At 73.1% G+C, this 16,492-nt stretch carries 17 protein-coding genes; 9 read left to right on the forward strand and 8 right to left on the reverse strand.

The window, feature by feature from the left end:
- The first annotated feature begins 10 nt into the window (after positions 1-10).
- Positions 11-898, forward strand: a complete 888-nt coding sequence (locus AC07C1_RS03415; protein ID WP_478936612.1) for an AfsR/SARP family transcriptional regulator — start codon at positions 11-13, stop codon at positions 896-898.
- A gap of 51 nt (positions 899-949) precedes the next feature.
- On the opposite strand, the gene AC07C1_RS03420 is transcribed toward AC07C1_RS03415, so the two are convergent.
- A complete protein-coding gene (locus AC07C1_RS03420; RefSeq protein WP_478936613.1) occupies positions 950-2,020 on the reverse strand; it encodes an LLM class flavin-dependent oxidoreductase in 1,071 nt (356 codons plus the stop codon).
- Positions 2,021-2,241: 221 nt separating this feature from the next.
- Between AC07C1_RS03420 and AC07C1_RS03425 the strand changes: the two genes are divergently transcribed.
- Genes AC07C1_RS03425 through AC07C1_RS03460 form a run of 8 tightly spaced genes read left to right on the forward strand, consistent with a single transcriptional unit; the run spans position 2,242 to position 10,674 of the window.
- Positions 2,242-3,489, forward strand: a complete 1,248-nt coding sequence (locus tag AC07C1_RS03425; RefSeq protein WP_478936614.1) for a DegT/DnrJ/EryC1/StrS family aminotransferase — start codon at positions 2,242-2,244, stop codon at positions 3,487-3,489.
- Positions 3,471-3,656, forward strand: coding sequence for a tautomerase family protein (locus tag AC07C1_RS03430; protein WP_478936615.1), 186 nt, complete (start codon positions 3,471-3,473; stop codon positions 3,654-3,656). The genes AC07C1_RS03425 and AC07C1_RS03430 overlap by 19 nt, the downstream gene beginning before the upstream one ends.
- 52 nt (positions 3,657-3,708) lie before the next feature.
- On the forward strand, positions 3,709-4,785 hold the full coding sequence (locus AC07C1_RS03435) for a ketoacyl-ACP synthase III family protein (protein WP_478936617.1): 1,077 nt from the start codon (positions 3,709-3,711) through the stop codon (positions 4,783-4,785).
- On the forward strand, positions 4,785-6,455 hold the full coding sequence (locus AC07C1_RS03440) for a (2,3-dihydroxybenzoyl)adenylate synthase (protein WP_478936618.1): 1,671 nt from the start codon (positions 4,785-4,787) through the stop codon (positions 6,453-6,455). Before AC07C1_RS03435 ends, AC07C1_RS03440 begins: the two co-directional genes overlap by 1 nt.
- 31 nt (positions 6,456-6,486) lie before the next feature.
- A complete protein-coding gene (locus tag AC07C1_RS03445; RefSeq protein WP_478936619.1) occupies positions 6,487-6,747 on the forward strand; it encodes a phosphopantetheine-binding protein in 261 nt (86 codons plus the stop codon).
- Between the two features lie 53 nt (positions 6,748-6,800).
- Positions 6,801-7,469 carry an isochorismatase family protein gene (locus AC07C1_RS03450; RefSeq protein ID WP_478936621.1) on the forward strand — a complete coding sequence of 223 codons (669 nt, stop codon included), beginning with the start codon at positions 6,801-6,803 and terminating at the stop codon, positions 7,467-7,469.
- Positions 7,466-9,430, forward strand: a complete 1,965-nt coding sequence (locus AC07C1_RS03455; RefSeq protein ID WP_478936622.1) for an anthranilate synthase family protein — start codon at positions 7,466-7,468, stop codon at positions 9,428-9,430. The genes AC07C1_RS03450 and AC07C1_RS03455 overlap by 4 nt, the downstream gene beginning before the upstream one ends.
- A complete protein-coding gene (locus tag AC07C1_RS03460) occupies positions 9,427-10,674 on the forward strand; it encodes a 3-deoxy-7-phosphoheptulonate synthase (protein ID WP_478936623.1) in 1,248 nt (415 codons plus the stop codon). Before AC07C1_RS03455 ends, AC07C1_RS03460 begins: the two co-directional genes overlap by 4 nt.
- 28 nt (positions 10,675-10,702) lie before the next feature.
- On the opposite strand, the gene AC07C1_RS03465 is transcribed toward AC07C1_RS03460, so the two are convergent.
- The 7 genes from AC07C1_RS03465 to AC07C1_RS03495 all read right to left on the reverse strand — a co-directional run bounded on the left by AC07C1_RS03465 (position 10,703) and on the right by AC07C1_RS03495 (position 16,485).
- Positions 10,703-13,339 carry a LuxR C-terminal-related transcriptional regulator gene (locus AC07C1_RS03465; RefSeq protein WP_478936624.1) on the reverse strand — a complete coding sequence of 879 codons (2,637 nt, stop codon included), beginning with the start codon at positions 13,337-13,339 and terminating at the stop codon, positions 10,703-10,705.
- Positions 13,340-13,377: 38 nt separating this feature from the next.
- Positions 13,378-14,214, reverse strand: a complete 837-nt coding sequence (locus tag AC07C1_RS03470; RefSeq protein ID WP_478936625.1) for a PhzF family phenazine biosynthesis protein — start codon at positions 14,212-14,214, stop codon at positions 13,378-13,380.
- A gap of 94 nt (positions 14,215-14,308) precedes the next feature.
- On the reverse strand, positions 14,309-14,455 hold the full coding sequence (locus AC07C1_RS03475) for a hypothetical protein (protein WP_478936626.1): 147 nt from the start codon (positions 14,453-14,455) through the stop codon (positions 14,309-14,311).
- The gene (locus AC07C1_RS03480) at positions 14,437-15,042 is read right to left on the reverse strand and encodes a hypothetical protein (protein ID WP_478936627.1); all 606 of its coding nucleotides are present in this window, start codon (positions 15,040-15,042) and stop codon (positions 14,437-14,439) included. The genes AC07C1_RS03475 and AC07C1_RS03480 overlap by 19 nt, the downstream gene beginning before the upstream one ends.
- Positions 15,039-15,662 carry a phenazine biosynthesis FMN-dependent oxidase PhzG gene (gene phzG, locus AC07C1_RS03485; RefSeq protein ID WP_478936629.1) on the reverse strand — a complete coding sequence of 208 codons (624 nt, stop codon included), beginning with the start codon at positions 15,660-15,662 and terminating at the stop codon, positions 15,039-15,041. The genes AC07C1_RS03480 and phzG overlap by 4 nt, the downstream gene beginning before the upstream one ends.
- Entirely contained in the window at positions 15,659-16,000 is a 342-nt protein-coding gene (locus AC07C1_RS03490) for a hypothetical protein (RefSeq protein WP_478936630.1), read from the reverse strand. Before AC07C1_RS03490 ends, phzG begins: the two co-directional genes overlap by 4 nt.
- On the reverse strand, positions 15,997-16,485 hold the full coding sequence (locus AC07C1_RS03495) for a PhzA/PhzB family protein (protein ID WP_478936632.1): 489 nt from the start codon (positions 16,483-16,485) through the stop codon (positions 15,997-15,999). Before AC07C1_RS03495 ends, AC07C1_RS03490 begins: the two co-directional genes overlap by 4 nt.
- Positions 16,486-16,492: the final 7 nt, after the last annotated feature.

Here is a 16,492-nt window from a genome sequence, read left to right on the forward strand (position 1 = left end):
GGGGGAATCCATGCTCTTCAGGATGCTGGGCATACCCGAGGTGTACGACGAGACGCAGCATCGGGGCGTCCGGCTGACGAGCTCCAAGCAGGGCACGCTGCTGGGGGCCCTGCTGGCCCGGCCGGGCACGCCCGTGCCGGTGGACCGGCTCGTGCACGAGGTGTGGGGGGACCACCCCCCGGGCAAGGCGGGCAACGCCCTGCAGGCCCATGTCTCCCGGTTGCGGCAGACCCTGGCCCTGGTGCAGCCGGAGCAGGGCAACCGGTCCCGGCTCCAGACACACCGGTCGGGCTATGTACTGCGAGCGCGGGAGCGGGAGACGGACTGCGGATGGTTCCGGCTGACCGTGGCCCGCGCGCTGCGGGTGGCCGAGCGGGAGCCGCAGGCCGCGTACGGGCAGTTGCGGCAGGCGCTCGAGCTGTGGCGCGGAGACGTACTGGAGGGCAGCGTGCGCGGCCCCATCTGTGCCGCGATGGCGCGGGAGCTGGAGCGCGTACGGCTGGACGCCCTGGAGACCATGTTCGACGTGGCGTTGCGGACCGGCCGGCACGCCCAGGTGCTCGCGGAACTGCGGGAAGCGGCCCGGGCGCATCCGGAACGCGCACGTTTCCGCGCCCAGTTGGCGCTGACACCGGGGCAGAAGTCCCCGGCCGCCGGGCCGGTGCCCGTCCCGGGCCACGGCCCGGTGGCCGGGAGCACGGAGCCGCGCACGGCTCACGCCCCGGGTGCGGCCCGCCATGACCGGTACGCCCGCCCGGCGGCACAGGCCGGGCGGGCCGACGAACTGGACCGGCTGCGGGGCCTGGTGCAGTTGCTGGCCTCGGAGCAGCGTTCGCTGCGGGTCAGGGTGGAGCGGCTGTCGGCGCTGGTCGCGCACGAGGGGCCCGGCGCCCCCTAGGAAACGGCCGTCCGGACCGGTTCCGCGTGGGCGGTGCCCTCAGCGCGTCGGTCATGCCGTCTCGGGAAACGCCGGCATGACCTCGGCGGCGAAAAGTTCCATTGCCGAGACGGCTGTGTCGTAGGCGAGCCCGCCGGGGTTGAACTGAAGACTGAAGGAAAGGTCCTCCCCGAATCGCTCGCGGGTCGCGCTGATCTGCCCGCTGACGTCGTCCGGGTCACCGGCGAACACCTTGTCGGCGGCGAGAGACGCCGCGAAGTCGTAATTCTTCGCCTTTTCCAGGAACTTGTCGTAACCGGGGTAGTCGGCGCTCTTTCCGGTGGCGAGCGGAGCGACGGCGGCGGCCATGTGCTCGATGTAGTTGCGCTCGTAGAACTCGCCCTGGGCGCGCGCCTCGCCGGCGTCGGGCGAAAGGTAGCAGGTGAACTTGATCTGGATGCGCCGGGTGGCCGGGTCGTGGCCCGCGGCGTCCCAGGCACCGCGGTAGGCGTCGAGCATCGAGGCGAGTTGTTCGGCCGAGGTGACCGACGGCACGACCTGCAGATGGTGGCCGGCGGTCCCGGCCGCCGCGCAGGAGTCGGCGCTGGTGGCCGAGGCGATGAAGATCGGCGGGTGCGGCCGCTGGTAGGGCCGGGGCAGCAGGGTGACCGGCCCGAACCGGTGGAAACGTCCCTCCCACACCAGGTCCTCCGTGGTCCACAGCCGGCGGCACGCGTCGACACCTTCGGCGAACCGGGCCCGGCTCTCGTCCATGGGAACCCCGAAGGCCGCGAACTCGGTGGGCAGGAAGGCCCGTCCGAACCCGACGTCGAGCCGGCCGTGCGAGATGTGGTCGAGCATGGCGAGCTTTCCGGCCAGTTTCACCGGGTGGGTGAAGGCCGGGACGACGGCGCCGGTGGCGAGCCGGATGCGTGTGGTGCGGGCGGCGGCCGCGGTGAGCAGGGTCACCGGGTCCGGGCTGTATCCGCCGTACGGGGTGAAGTAGTGCTCGACCGTCTGCGCCTGGGTGAATCCGAGAGACTCCGCGCATTCGATGAGCCGCAGTGTCTCGTCGTAGTAATCGGTCGCGGTTTTCACCGCCGGATCAACCACCGGGAAGAAGTTGACACCGAATTCCGTCATCGCGGGCCCTCCTGAGTACCGGCGTTCGCGTGGCGCATCAAGAAGAAGTGAGTCCGGTGCCGGCCGTCAAGAAAAGCGGGCGGTGCGATGTCAGCTCGTCAGCGGCGGGTCAGGAAACGCCGTCCGCCATTGCCGGAATCATGTCGGGGCTGTTTGTCTGCGGGTCATGCGCTGTCGCGGGGGATGCGGCAGCCGACCCCGACCGAACGCCGGAGGACGTCATGCGCGGAACCTATGCCGTGCCGTACGCGAGCCGTGGCAGCATCCTCGGTGGCGCCGAACGCGAGGCGATCGGACAGCTGATCGCCTCCGAGGACCCGCTGTCCATGGGATCCTTCCGGGACCGTTTCGAGCAGCGGTTCCGGGAACACACGGGCGTACGTCACGCTCTGTCGGTCACCAGCGGCACGGTGGCGCTGGAACTCGCCATCCACCTGCTGGACCTGAAGGAGGGTGACGAGGTCGTCGTCACCCCGCAGACGTTCCAGGCCACCGCACAGCCGTTGCTGGGACTGCCGGCCACGGTGCGCTTCTGCGATGTCGACCCGGACTCGCTGAACGTCGACCCCACCGCTCTGAAGTCCTTGCTCAACGACCGTACGCGGGCGGTCCTGCTGGTCCACTACGGCGGCTGGACCGCGGAGATGGACGAGATCCTGGCACTGACCCGGGAGCGCGGCATCGTGGTGATCGAGGACTGCGCGCACGCGCTCGGCGCGGTCTACGACGGACGCCGTCCCGGATCCCTGGGCGACATCGGCTGCTTCAGTTTCCACTCGTCGAAGAACATCACCACCCTCGGTGAGGGGGGCATGATCACGCTCGACCGGGATGACTGGGCGGAGCGGATCGACCGGCTGCGCTCCAACGAGGTCGACGGCGACTTCGCCGCGGCGGCGCCGGGCGGTCTCCAGCTCGGCCGGGAGCTGCTGCCGTGGATGAAGTACGCGTCGTCCGCGTACGAGAAGGTGTGCTCGGGCGTCCGCCGGCCGGGCACGAACGCCACCCTCTCGGAGGCGGCGGCAGCCGTGGGCCTGGCCCAGATGGACCGGCTGGAGGAGCTGGTGGCCCGCCGCCGGTGGATCGCCGCCGGCCTCAACGAGGCCATCGGGAGCCACCCGCACACCCGCGTCCAGCGGCCCCGGCCCGGCGTGGAGCACGCGCAGCACCTGTACACCTTCTTCGTGGAGGGGCCGCCCGAGATGCGCGAGGCGGTGATCCGCGGCCTCGACGAGCGCGGTGTGGAGGTCCAGCTGCGCTATCTGCCGCTGCACCTGATGCCGGAGTGGCGCGAGCGCGGGCACGGCATCGGTGAGTGCCCGGTGGCGGAAGAACTCTGGTTCGGCCGGCACGTCAACCTGCCCTGCCATCCGGGGCTCTCCGACGAGCAGGTGGACCACCTGGTGTCGGCGCTCGAAGCGTCCTTGCGCACCGCAGTGAAGGGACTGTCATGCCTCTCATCGAAGTGACCATCTACGAGGACCGTCTCGACGAGACGACCCAGGGCGAGCTGGTCGCCCGCCTGACCGACGCGGCGGTGGCCGTGTTCGGCGACGGCATCCGTGAGCACACCTGGGTGGTGTTGCAGGGGGTGCCCCGGCAGCGGTGGGGCATCGCCGGAAAGACCGGCGCGTGACCGCCGCGACGCGGGGCGGTCCGGACACACCGAGCGGCGAAAGGGCCGGGCGATGAAATTCGAGGACACCTATCTCGCGGGAGTGGGCACCTACGTGCCACCCACCCTCACGACCGAGTTCGCGGTCAAGGAGGGCTGGTACACGGAGGAGGCACGAAAGGCGTCGGGTCTGGAGTCGGTGGCTGTCGAGGACGCCCTGCCGGCGGTCGACATGGCCGTACTCGCGGCGCGTACGGCCGTCGAGCGGTCCGGGCACTCGCCGGACGACTTCCGCGGTCTGCTGCACAGCAGTACCTACTACCAGGGGCCGGACGGCTGGTCACCGGCCCACTACGTGCTGCGCAACACGCTGGACCGGCCGGTCTCCGCCTTCCATGTACAGCACGGCTGCCTGGGGCTGCTGGCCGCCCTGGAGTCGGCGGCGCTCCGGCTCGCGGCGGGGGGTGAGCGGGATGCGGCGATGCTGCTGACGGCGGCGGACAACTTCAGCACGCCCGTGGTGGGCCGCTGGACGTCCTCGTCGATGTTCGTCCTGGCGGATGCCGGTTCGTCGGTGGTGGTCTCGCGGCGAGGCGGCTTCGCCCGGCTGCTCGCGATGGACTTCGTCTCCCAGCCGGGCATGGAAGCCATGCACCGGGGTGACGAACCGCTGTTCCCACCGGCGGAACCGGCCCGGCAGGCCATGGACTTCGAGGGGCGGCTGGAGAGCTGGCGCGAGCAGTGGGCCGAGGGCGGTGCTGTCCCGCTCGCCGACTTCGGCGAGCTGATCGCGGCCACGGTGGAGCGCACGCTGGGGGCGGCCGGGAGCTCGCTGGACCGGGTGGCCCGGGTGGTGCACAACGGATTCAACCAGGATCCGCTGAGCGTCTTCCTGCTGGACCCGCTGGGCCTGGACGCCTCCCGCGGCACCTGGCACCTCAACCGCACGATCGGCCACGCCAGCGTCTCCGACTTCGTGATCGGCCTCGAGCACCTGTGGAGCACCGGCCAAGTGGTCCCCGGCGACCAGGTGCTGGTGCTGGGCTTCACCACCGGCATGGAGGCCGCGTGCGCCGTCCTGGAGATCACCGCGGCGCCCGGGGAGGGTCCCGGCGCCCCGCCCGCATCCGACTCCCGAGGAGGGCACTGATGCTCGAGGGTTTCACACCGTGGCCGCAGGACGTGGCCGAGCGGTACCGCACCGAGGGCCTGTGGCGGGGCGAGAGCCTGGTGGACCTGCTGGACGCCGCCGCGCGGACGTACGGCCCCAAGACCGCCCTGGTGGGCGGCGACCGCCGGATCGGCTACGCCGAACTGGCCCTGCTCACCCGGCGGACCGCTGCCGGCCTGCGGGCCCGCGGCATCCGGTCCGGTGACCGGATCGTGGTCCAGCTCCCCAACGGGCCGGACTTCGTGGTGATCTGCTTCGCGCTGTTCCGGCTGGGCGCCAAACCCGTCTTCGCCCTGCCGTCCCACCGTCTGCAGGAGATCCGTCACCTGTGCGAGCTGTCCGGGGCCGTCGGGTACGTCTTCCCTGAGGGCCACCACGGCTTCGACCATCTCGCGCTGGCGCACCGGGTGCGCCGTGAACTGCCCGCGCTGCGGCACCTGTTCGTGCTGGGCAAGGACGCCGAGGGGGACGCCGTCCCGCTCGGCGACGTCGACGCCGATCCGGTCGAACTGCCCGCTCCCGACCCGTCCGATGTGGCGTTCTTCCTGCTGTCCGGCGGTACGACGGCGCTGCCGAAGCTGATACCGCGCACCCACGACGACTACGCGTACCAGGTGCGGGCGGCGCGCGCGGCCTGCCCGGTCGACGACGGTGACGTCTACCTGGCGGTGCTGCCCGTCGAGTTCAACTTCACCTGGGGCTGCCCGGGTGTGGTCGGCGTCCTCGGCGCGGGCGGCACCGTGGTGATGGCCGCGGAACCCGTTCCGGAACTGTGCCTGCCGCTGATCGCCCGGGAGGGCGTGACCTTCACGTCCGTCGTCCCGAGCGTCCTGCAGCTGTGGCTCGAAGCACGGGAGTGGATGGACGACGACCTGAGCAGCCTGCGCTTCCTGCAGGTGGGCAGCGCCAAGCTGTACCCCGAGACGGCCGGGCGCGTGGAGCCCGCCTTCGGTTGCCGACTCCAGCAGGTCTTCGGCATGGCCGAGGGTCTGCTCACCTTCACCCGCTCCCAGGACCCCGCCGGCACGGTGCTCACCACCCAGGGCAGCCCGGTGTCGCCGGCGGACGAGATCCGGATCGTCGACGAGCAGGACCGGGAGGTGCCCGTGGGCACGATCGGCGAACTGCTCGCCCGCGGCCCGTACACCCTGCGCGGCTACTACCGGGCGCCCGAGCACAACAGCCGGGCCTTCACCGAGGACGGCTTCTACCGCAGCGGCGACCTGGCCCGGCTCACCCCCGAGGGGAACCTCGTCATCGAGGGGCGGATCAAGGACGTGATCATCCGGGGCGGGGACAAGGTCTCCGCCGCCGAGGTCGAGGGGCATCTGCTCACGCTGGACTCCGTGGCCCGCGCGGCCGTGGTGCCGTACCCGGACGAGTTCCTCGGCGAGCGCACCTGTGCCTACGTCGTCCCGGCCGGCACGGCTCCTGCCCTGCCGGCGCTCAAGGCCGCCCTGGAGGAACGAGGGCTGGCCGCCTACAAGATGCCGGATCGCCTGGAGATCGTCGACGAGCTGCCGCTGACCGGGCTCGGAAAGATCGACAAGAAGGTGCTGGCCGCCCTCGCCCGCGGTGAGTCCGCCCCGTCCGGCGCCGGCCTGCTGCCCTCGTCCAGCACCCGTGCGGCCACCGCGGACGGCGGGTGACCCAGCCATGACACACGAAGGAAAGGCCCTCATGAACTCCGACGTGCCCCGCTCGGCGGAAGAGATCCGCGCGGTGGTCGCCTCCCTGATCGGCACGGCCGCCGCCGACATCCCCGACGACGCCAACCTGGTGCGTCTCGGGCTGTCCTCGCTCGACGTCATGCGGCTCAGCGGACGCTGGCGGCGGGGCGGCGTCCCGGTGAAGTTCGACACCCTCGTCGCCGATCCCACCGTCAGCGGCTGGGCCCGGCACATCGATTCCCTCACCGCGGACGACGCGTCCGCCTCCTGAGCCACCGGCAAGCACCTGCCCCGCCGCCGTACGGACCCGAAAGGAGCCAGACCGTGGCGCGCTCCGCCATACCCGAGATACGCCCGTATTCCCTGCCCGCGGCCGCCGACCTGCCCCGGAACAGGGCGAACTGGACGGTCGACCCCGGCCGTGCGCTGCTGCTGATCCACGACATGCAGCACTACTTCCTCGGCTTTCTGCCGGCCGGCGAGGCCCCCAGGCAGCAACTGGAGGACCAAGTCACCGCGTTGCGCCGGGACGCCGCGCGGGCGGGGGTGCCGGTGGTGTACACGGCGCAGCCCGGGGACATGACCGAGGAGCAGCGCGGGCTCCTGAAGGACTTCTGGGGACCCGGCATGACGGCCGCCCCCGAACACCGCGACGTGCCCGAGCGGTTCGGCCCCGTCGACGGGGACACCGTGCTGACGAAATGGCGGCCCAGCGCGTTCTTCCGCACCCGCCTGCTGGACCTCCTGCGCGAGAGTGGGCGCGACCAGCTGGTGCTGTGCGGGATCTACGCACACATCGGTGTTCTGCAGACCGCGATGGAGGCCCTCGCCCACGACGTACAGGCCTTCGTGATCGCCGACGCGGTGGCGGACTTCTCCGCCGCCGAGCACCGCATGGCGCTGGAGTACGCGGCGGCCCGCTGCGCCGTGGTGGTGCCGGCCGAGTCCGTACGGTCCGCGTTCGCCGCCGCGTCCGCGGGAGCCCTGCGATGACGTCCACCGCGTGGTCGGCGGCCGGACTGCTCGGCCTGCTCGCCGCCGGGACCCCGCCGCCCGCGTTCGCTCTGCTGCACCGCCCGGAGGCCGGTGACGGCTCCGCGGTGGACGTGCTCGTCGGTGAGGTCTCCGAAGCGGCCGGCCTGGCGGAGATCCCGCTGCCCGACGGGGACGGCCCGGCCCGGCACGAGCGCCTGGTGCTGCTGCCGTACCGGCAGATCGCCGAGCGCGGTTTCGCCTGTCCCGACGACGGCGAGCCGCTGCTCGTCATGGACGTCCGGGAGCAGGGTGCGCTGCCCGTGGCCGAGGTGCTCGACCGGATCGAGGACACCCCGCTGGAGGTGCGCGACGGCGCCTTCGACCTCGACGACGACTCCTACGCCCGGCGGGTGCGCCGTATCCTCGACGAGGAGATCGGCTCGGGGGCCGGAGCCAACTTCGTCCTCAAGCGCACCTTCACCGCCCGCCTGCCGAGCTGGTCGACCCGGGCGGCGCTGGCCCTCTTCCGGCGGCTGCTGAGCACCGCCTCCGGCACCTACTGGACCTTCCTGATCCGGGTGCCCGGGCGCACGTTCATCGGGGCGACTCCGGAGCGGCACATCACCCTCGACCGGGGCACGGCCGTGATGAACCCCATCAGCGGCACCTTCCGCTACGGGCCCACCGGCCCCACCCCCGGCGCCCTCCTGGACTTCCTCGGTGACAGCAAGGAGTCCAACGAGCTGTACATGGTGCTCGACGAGGAACTGAAGATGATGAGCCGCATCTGCCCCGAGGGCGGCCGGGTGATCGGGCCGGAGCTGCGCGAGATGAGCCACCTCGCGCACACGGAGTACTTCATCGAGGGCCGCAGCGACCGCGACGTCCGCGACGTCCTGCGGGAGACCCTGTTCGCCCCCACGGTCACCGGCAGCCCGCTGGAGAGCGCCTGCCGGGTCATCAGCACCCACGAACCGGAGGGCCGCGGCTACTACGCGGGCGTCGCCGCGCTCATCGGCCGGGACGGCAACGGTGGCCGCGGCCTGGACTCGGCCATCCTGATCCGCACCGCAGACATCGACGACGGCGGCCGGCTGCGGCTGGCGGTGGGCGCCACGCTGGTCCGGGACTCGGATCCGCGTGCCGAGGCGGCGGAGACGAGGGCCAAGGCCGCCGGGTTGCTGGCCGCCCTGCACGGCGGCCCGCCCACTCCGGGCACCGCGAAGGAGCCCGGGCACCGGGTCCCGAGGCTGTCCGCGGACCCGCGGGTCGGCCGGGCGCTGGAGGAACGCAACGGTCCGCTGGCGGACTTCTGGCGGCGCTCCCCCACCGGGCGTTCGCTGCGCGTGCCGCATCTGCGGGGCCGGCGGGCGTTGCTCATCGACGCCGAGGACACCTTCACCGCCATGGGCGACACGCTGCTGCGCGCCATCGGCCTGGAGGTGACCGTACGGCGGTTCGACGAGCCCTACACGGTCGACGGGCGGGACCTGGTCATCGTCGGGCCCGGCCCGGGCGACCCCCGCGACGACGCCCACCCCAAGATCGCCCATCTGCGGGCGGTGACGCGGCAGCTGCTCGACCGGGGCGTGCCGTTCCTGTCGGTGTGCCTCGGCCACCAGGTCCTCAGCCGGCTGCTCGGCCTCGGCCTGGTGCGCAAGGACATCCCCCACCAGGGCGTGCAGCGCACCATCGACCTGTTCGGGGAGCCGGAGGACGTGTACTTCTACAACTCGTTCACGGCCCTCTCCCCCACCGACTCGCTCCCCGCGCCGGGGAGCCGTTCCGGGCGGGTGCGGGTGTGCCGCGACCCGGCGAGCGGCGAGGTCCACGCGCTCAGCGGCGCGGGCTTCGCCTCCGTCCAGTTCCATCCCGCGTCGGTGATGACGCGCAACGGAACGGCCGTCCTCGAACGACTGGTCAGTTCGGTGCTGGCGCCGTGCGCCGGCTCTCCCCGAGAGCGTGAGGTCATCGCATGAGTTCCTCTCTGGTCAGCACCACGAGGAGCGACCCGGTGCTCGACACCGCGGTCGCCCCCGTCGTGGCCCAGCCCCCGGGCTGGCGGGACGCCGACGCCGTCCGTGACGTCACCGAACGCCTCGCCGGCTACCTGCCGTTGGTCCTGCCCGGCGAGTGCGACCGGCTGCGCACCCGGCTCGCGGCGGTGGCCCGCGGCGAGGCGTTCCTCCTGCAGGGCGGTGACTGCGCCGAGACCTTCGACGCGCTGACCGCCGAGTCCGTCGCCGCCAAGCTGGACACGCTGTTCACCATGGGGACGGTCCTGTCGTCCCACACCCGGCTGCCCACGGTCGTCGTCGGACGGATCGCCGGGCAGTACGCCAAGCCCCGCTCCGCGCCGACCGAGGAACGCGACGGCGTGGTCCTGCCCGCGTACCGGGGCGACGCGGTCAACGGCCTGGAGTTCTCGCCCGCGATGCGCACCCCGAACCCTTACCGGATGCTGCGCGTCTACGGTGCTTCGGCGGCCACGCTCAACGGCCTGCGCGCCCTGGCCCCGGCCTGGGAACCCTCCGGCGACGTGCGGGACGGCGCGGAGGGGCCGCGGGAGTTGTTCGTCTCCCACGAAGCCCTGCTCCTCGACTACGAACAGCCGCTGACCCGTCTCGATCCGCGCTCGGGCGGCTCCTACGCCGGTTCGGGCCATCTGCTGTGGGCAGGTGAACGGACCCGCCGCCCCGACGGCGCGCACGTCGCCTATCTCGCCGGCATCCGCAATCCGGTGGCGGTGAAGCTGGGGCCCCGGGCCACCGTGGAGGAGACCCTGGAACTGGCGCGGCGGCTCGATCCCGAGCGGGAGCCGGGGCGGCTGACCTTCGTGGTACGGATGGGGGCGGACCGGGTGCGCGAGGCGCTGCCGGAGCTGGTGGACCGCGTCACCGCCGCCGGTTGCGTGGCGGGCTGGATCTGCGACCCGATGCACGGCAACACCCGCACCGCGCCGTCCGGGCACAAGACGCGACGGGTGGCGGACGTGGTCGAGGAGATCGCCGGCTTCTTCGAGGTTCACCGGGCGCTGGGCACCCATCCCGGCGGCATCCACCTGGAGCTGACCGGCGAGGAGGTCACCGAGTGCGTGGGCGGTGCGGCGGGGGTGGGCGTCGCGGACATCCCGTCGCGGTACGAGTCCGCCTGCGATCCGCGGCTGAACCGCAGCCAGTCGCTGGAGGTGGCCCGGGTCGTCGCGGACCTCGCCGCGGGCTGACGGGCTGGCGCCCGCCGCTCCCGGGCCGTCAGCGGGGACGGCTCACCGGGGCGGTGGCGCCCGCGCGGGTGCCCGCGCCGGGACACAGCGCGAGTTCCAGCCGTCCGGCCAGCTCAGCTCGGGTGGTGATGCCCAGCTTCCCGTACGCGCGGTGCAGATGGTTCTCGACCGTGCGCACGGACACCGAGAGCCGGTCGGCGACCTCCTGGTTGGTCAGCCCGGCGGCGACCAGTGCGGACACCTCCCGTTCCCGCACGGTCAGCGAGCCGAAGGTGTCGGCGGGCGGGACGTCCTCGCGCCGGATCCACGGCGGCAGCGTCCCGCCGAAGGCGGCGAGGTGGTCGCGGCACACCGCGCGGGCGGCACGGCTCCTGCGGTGGTTGCCGATCGCCTGGTGGGCGCGGGCGCTCTGGGCGGCGGTCTCTGCGGCCAGCGGCCGGTACCCCAGCTCCGCCTGCGCCGCGGCCACGCCTTCGAGGGCGTCGGCGTCCCAGTGCGCGAGGGCCCGGATGTGCCGGGCCTGCAGGGCCGTCGTACCGCTCAGCGGGGCGGAGTCCGGCAGCAGGGCGGCGGCCTCGCGCGCGACCCCGAGCCGGGCGGCCAGGTGGAGCGCACCGACCGCCTGCGCCCACCGGCCGGCCGCGCCTGCGGCGGCGGCGACCGCGGTGGCCTGCCGTATCGCCCCCGCGCGGTCGCCCACATGGGCGGAGACAAGGGCGGCCTCCAGCGCGGCGCCGTCGCGGGCCAGCGGGTAGCGCACGCTCCGCGCCTGTACGGCCCGCACCTCGACGAGAGTGCGGACGGCCTCGGCGTGTTCGCCCGCCTCGGCGAGGGCCGCGGCCAGCTGCGCCAGGGTCCAGGCGGGCGCGGTCAGCCAGTCCGGCGGGGTCTGCAGGGCGCCCGCGCGGCGCAACTCCTCCACGGCGGCGGACCAGTCACCCCGCGCCCGATGCAGCCGGGCGCGCAGCAACGCGACCCGGACGCGTTCGCGTGGGTCGCCCTCGTCCCACCAGCGCATGCCGCCGAGCCGGGCGGCGGCCTCGGAGACGCCGACAGCGTGCAGGGCGGCGAAGGAGCCCACCCACTGGGCGGCGGCGCCGACGAACCGGTGGTTCTTCGCCGGATCCGTGGTGGCCAGGAGCCGCAGTCCGCCCTCGGGGTCACCGACTTCGATCCGGGCGTAGGCGGCGGGGACGGTGACCAGGCCGGTGAGCGGCGGGGCGCCGGGACCGGCGAAAGCCGCGGCGACGTCGGCGCACCGGTCGTCGAGCAGGCCGAGGAGCCCGGCGGCGCCGGCGAGCGGCAGCCGGGCGGGGCCGCGTGCCGTCCCGAGGGCTCGGTCGAGGACGGCCTGGGCCTCGGCCAACCGGTCGAGGCCGTAGGCCATGTTCACGGCCCGTACCGCGATCAGCTCCCCGGCCTTCAGCGGGTCCGGCCCGGGGACCTCGGCGAGTACCCGCTCGGCCTCCGCGTGCCTGCCCCGGCCCTCGAGTGCCTGACCGAGCAGCAGCCGGGCCCGGGCGGTCGCCTCGGCACCGCCGGCCTGCGGCAGGGCCAGCCGGGCCAGCTCCTCGGCCCGGTCGAAGTCTTGCGTACGCAGGGCGGCCTCCCCGGCGGTCAGCAACTGCTCGGTGCCCACCGTCCGGCCGGCGGCCAGCCGCAGCGCGACGACCCGGGGCACGTCGTCGTGGCGGCGCATCCGCGTCGCCTCGATGGCGTCGGCGAGTTGGCGCCGCAGCCGGCGCCCGGCCAGCTCCGGAAGGACACGCAGCACGACGGCGGAGTACAACGGGTACGTCAGCCGCAGCCGCAGTCTGCGGCCGGAGCGTTCGGTGACCAGGATGCCGCTGCGGTTGAGTGATTCGGCGGCGCGGCCGAGCCCGGTGCTGGTGGCGAGGTCGGCCTCCAGGGGCTCGGCGAGCGCGACGAGCTGCACCAGTTCGCGTTCGTCCGGGCGCAGCCCCGCCAGCCTCAGCTGAACCAGGGCGGCGATCCGCCCGGCGGGATCGACGGACGGCTCGCCCCGCCACTGCCAGATGCCGTCCTCCTCCCGGAGTGAGCCCTCGGTGACTGCCGCATCGGTGACTTCGCGCAGCAACAGGGCGTTGCCGCGGGTCGCCGACCACAGTCGCTCCAGGCAGTCGGCGGCGAGCTGCCCGCCGAGCCGGGCCTGCAGCACCTTGACCGCGTCGGTGCGGGCGAAGTGCGGGACTTCCAGGCGTTCGATGAGCCGTTCCACCCAGAGCATGCTGATCCCGGGCGGCAGCGCCACCCCGGCCAGCGCGGAGGCCACCACCCGCACACGTCCGCCGCGGACGAGGGCGTACAGGGAGGCGGCGGCGGCGGGGTCGGCAAGGTGGGCGTCATCGAGCCCGAGGACCCACGGCGGTGCCGCGCGGCCGCCGGTCCCGGCGACCCGGTGTTCCAGGCACTCGGCGAGCGATCCGGTGGTGCCGTTGGGCACGGCCCCGCTCACTCTGGTCGTGTCGGCGCCGGACGCGGCGGCCTGCTCGAGTGCGGCCTGGAGCAGCCGGCTCTTGCCGACCCCCCATTCACCGGTGAGCAGGGCGCCGCGGGTCGTCGTCAGCGCCTTGCGGACATGGTCGAGTTCGCGCCCCCGAGCCACCGTGGTCCACGGGCTGGTCAGGGCGTTGCGCCGCGACATCTCTGCGTGTGTTTCCTTCCCCCGGTTTGCTCCGGTCGTCAGACGAGCAGGGTCCCTCGGGCCACGGTGACCGCGCTGCCGCTCATGTCGACGGCGATCACCCGGTGGCCTTCGTGGACGGCCCTGGCGTACATGGTGGAAGGGCGGCCCATCCATGCGCCCTGGACGATCTCGATCTCGGTGCCGGGCCGGATCAGCCCGTGCCGGGCGAGGTGGATGGCGAGCGGTCCCGACGCGGAGCCGGTGGCGGCGTCCTCGACCACGCCGTAGGCAGGCGAGAACATGCGGGTGTACCACTTCCCGCCACCGCCGGCGAAGCAGTTGGCCGCCATGTCGGGAAAGGCGGACAGAGCGCGGTGGTCAGGGCGCAGTGCGGCGAGTCGCTCCACGCTCTCCAGGCCCACGAAGACGTGTCGCGGACCGTTCCGGTAGATCTCCACCGGCACCGTGGAGGCGTCGAGGCCGAGCGCGTCGAGGAGTTCGCCGGCCTTCTCGTACGGTTCCCGGACGGGAACCGGCTGGGCCATGCGGATCCGCGTGACCAGGTCGCCGTCCCGCTCGGTCGCCACGGGGATCTCGCCCATGGCCGTCTCCAGGACGAACCGGTCGGCCTGCCACTGCTCGGCCAGGACCTGGGCGGTGCCGAGGAGGGGGTGCCCGGCGAAGGGCAGTTCGTTGACCGGGGTGAAGATGCGGATCCGTGCGTCGGCGCCGCCCGACGGCGGCAGGACGAAGGTGGTCTCGGAGAGGTTCATCTCCCGGGCGATGCGCTGCATCACCGGGGCGGTCAGGTCGTCCGCGTCGAGGAAGACGGCGACCGGATTGCCTTCCAGCGGAGTGCTGGTGAAGGCGTCGGCCACGACGTATCGATGCATGGTCGGGGCATCCCATCGGTTGGCTGGAAAGGTGCGGGGGGGGAGGGGCTCGGCCGCGATGCCGGCGAGCGGCACCGCGGGTGGGCCGCGGGGTTCAGGCGTGGGCGAGGGCGCGGGCGGAGGGCCGGGGGTTCCGCTCGGCGGCAGCACCGGACGGCGCGATCCCTCCGCCGAAGGCCGGCTTCGCGAGGGCACCGAGCCGTCGCACGACGAGGTCCCGGTTCAGGGCGGTGGTGCCCATCCGGCCGGGAAGCGAGCGGGGATACGGCCGCCGGCGAGGATTCCGGGCCCCGACGGTTCCGCCTCGCGCGACGGCCGTGGGGGCGTGGAGCACCCCCGGGTCCGGTGCACGAGGCCGGGCGGTTCCTGGCACGGGCCCGGCGATTCCGGGTAGGGGCCGGGCCGTGTCCGGTAGGGGCCGAGGCGTGCCCGGTACGGGCCGGACGGAGCGGCGAGGAGGCCGGTGGCCCGCGGGTGGCCGGTCAGGTCGGCGCAGCACAACGCCGCGCCGGTGGGCAGGGGGTGCCGGTGGTGCGAGCGCCGGGCGCGGAGGAGGTGCCGGGACTGCGGGCGCTCGGCGGGCGGACCGGCGCCGACGGTGCCGGTGAGCGGCCCTGCGACCGTGTGTCCGCCGCTCGCTTCGCCCTGCGCGGGGCGTGGGCCCCGCAGTCCGTGGCGCAGTGGTCCCCACGGCACCACGCCGTGGACGAAAGGGCCGCGGCCGCCGAGGACAGGTACGGCGGGACGCAGGAAGCGGGCGCGGACGGTACGGAGGTACGCGGGGGCGGTGACCGGCCGGGGGCCGGCCACCGTCGGGGTCGCGGTCACGGCTGGAGCCGTGCGGCGGACCACGCTCCGTCCGTCAGGTCGTAGCGCAGTCTTCGGTGGAGCCGGTCCGGGCTGCTCTGCCAGAACTCGACGGTGTGCGCGGTGAGGCGGTAACCGACGTACGCCTCCGGCCGTGGCAGGGGGCCGAGCGCCGCGAGCCGTTCGGCCTCGGCGCGCAGGGCGTCGACGTCCTCGAGGACTTCGCTCTGCCGGGAGGCGACGGACATGGCATGGGTGGTGAGGGGCCGGGCGGCCCACAGCGCGTCGGACTCGGCGTCGGTGAGCTGTTCGACGGTCCCGGCGATGATGATCTGCCGGCCGGTCTCCCGCCAGTACAGGACGCCGGACGCCCAGGGGCGGGCGGCGAGTTCGCGTCCTTTCCGGCTGCCGCGGTGGCTGGTGAAGACCAGGCCGCCGTCGGTGAGGGAACTGAGTTGGACGATCCGGGTGGAGGCCCGGCCATCGGCGTCGCTGGTGGCCAGGGCCAGGGCGCCGGGTTCACGGACGTGTTCGCGGGCGTGGTCGAGCCAGGTGCCCAGCAGGGGCAGGGGGTGCGGGGGCGGTATCCGGAACTCGGCGGGCTCCATGGGGGCAGCCTCGGTGGTGGGGGGCGTGGTCATCGGTTGTCTGCCTCCAGTGCCCGGCCGAGGCCGGGGAGTGAGGGAACGGCGTGGCGGCCTTCGACGGTGGCCTCGATGTCGAACCACGTGCGATGAGTGGGGGGATAGCCGATCAGTTCGGCCGCGCTGCGTGGGTGGGGCGGCGCCGCCGCCTCGGCGGACTCCCAGAGCAGGACGGCACCCCAGCGGTTGTTCTCGTCGTCGGCGATCCAGAGTTTGAGCACCAGGCCCTGCTGTTCGGACCACGCCTCGACGGCCTCGTCGCGGAGGAAGGAGCGCAGACTGCCGACGGTCTGGGCCGACTCGGTGAGGTCCCACCAGGCGATCATGGCCCTCATGTGGGGATGCCCTCCCGCCGGACGACGGGAACGTCGATGCCCAGCGCGCGCAGCTGGTTGAAGGGGTTCATGAATTCCCGCTGCCGGCGGATCTTCCCCTTGTCCAGCAGGAACGAATGCAGGAAATGGTTCTGGTAGTGGCCCGGCTCATATCCGGGGAACAGGATCTTTCCCTGTCCGTCGCACTCCACCCAGAATACGGCGGGGTCCTGCGTCTCGAAGATCTCGATGTTGTACCAGACCCAGTCGGGGAAGCACTTGAGGGACCACACCGCGTGCTCGCCGAGCCGGTCGCGGCCGCGGATGGCGATGGGACCGGGGGTGTCGGCCGTCCACAGACCGCCCTCTCCGTCCTCGGTGAACAGCAGGTGCCGCCGGAGTCGGTCCTGGCCGGTGGTGTTCATGTACGTCTCCACCGTGGCCCGGTTGACGCGCCTGAGTTCCGCCGCGTCAGTGAACTCGTGGTGCGCTGTGGTGTCGGACACGAGATGA

It is taken from the genome of Streptomyces sp. NPDC045022 (assembly GCF_056432605.1).

Excerpts from the sequence above, each read along its gene's own strand:
- AC07C1_RS03420 (WP_478936613.1), bottom strand. The coding sequence starts at position 2,020 with ATGACGGAATTCGGTGTCAACTTCTTCCCGGTGGTTGATCCGGCGGTG.
- phzG (WP_478936629.1), bottom strand. The coding sequence starts at position 15,662 with ATGACCACGCCCCCCACCACCGAGGCTGCCCCCATGGAGCCCGCCGAG.
- AC07C1_RS03415 (WP_478936612.1), top strand. The coding sequence starts at position 11 with ATGCTCTTCAGGATGCTGGGCATACCCGAGGTGTACGACGAGACGCAG.
- AC07C1_RS03460 (WP_478936623.1), top strand. The coding sequence starts at position 9,427 with ATGAGTTCCTCTCTGGTCAGCACCACGAGGAGCGACCCGGTGCTCGAC.
- AC07C1_RS03475 (WP_478936626.1), bottom strand. The coding sequence starts at position 14,455 with ATGGGCACCACCGCCCTGAACCGGGACCTCGTCGTGCGACGGCTCGGT.
- AC07C1_RS03490 (WP_478936630.1), bottom strand. The coding sequence starts at position 16,000 with ATGAGGGCCATGATCGCCTGGTGGGACCTCACCGAGTCGGCCCAGACC.
- AC07C1_RS03465 (WP_478936624.1), bottom strand. The coding sequence starts at position 13,339 with ATGTCGCGGCGCAACGCCCTGACCAGCCCGTGGACCACGGTGGCTCGG.
- AC07C1_RS03470 (WP_478936625.1), bottom strand. The coding sequence starts at position 14,214 with ATGCATCGATACGTCGTGGCCGACGCCTTCACCAGCACTCCGCTGGAA.
- AC07C1_RS03435 (WP_478936617.1), top strand. The coding sequence starts at position 3,709 with ATGAAATTCGAGGACACCTATCTCGCGGGAGTGGGCACCTACGTGCCA.
- AC07C1_RS03455 (WP_478936622.1), top strand. The coding sequence starts at position 7,466 with ATGACGTCCACCGCGTGGTCGGCGGCCGGACTGCTCGGCCTGCTCGCC.
- AC07C1_RS03440 (WP_478936618.1), top strand. The coding sequence starts at position 4,785 with ATGCTCGAGGGTTTCACACCGTGGCCGCAGGACGTGGCCGAGCGGTAC.
- AC07C1_RS03430 (WP_478936615.1), top strand. The coding sequence starts at position 3,471 with ATGCCTCTCATCGAAGTGACCATCTACGAGGACCGTCTCGACGAGACG.
- AC07C1_RS03445 (WP_478936619.1), top strand. The coding sequence starts at position 6,487 with ATGAACTCCGACGTGCCCCGCTCGGCGGAAGAGATCCGCGCGGTGGTC.
- AC07C1_RS03425 (WP_478936614.1), top strand. The coding sequence starts at position 2,242 with ATGCGCGGAACCTATGCCGTGCCGTACGCGAGCCGTGGCAGCATCCTC.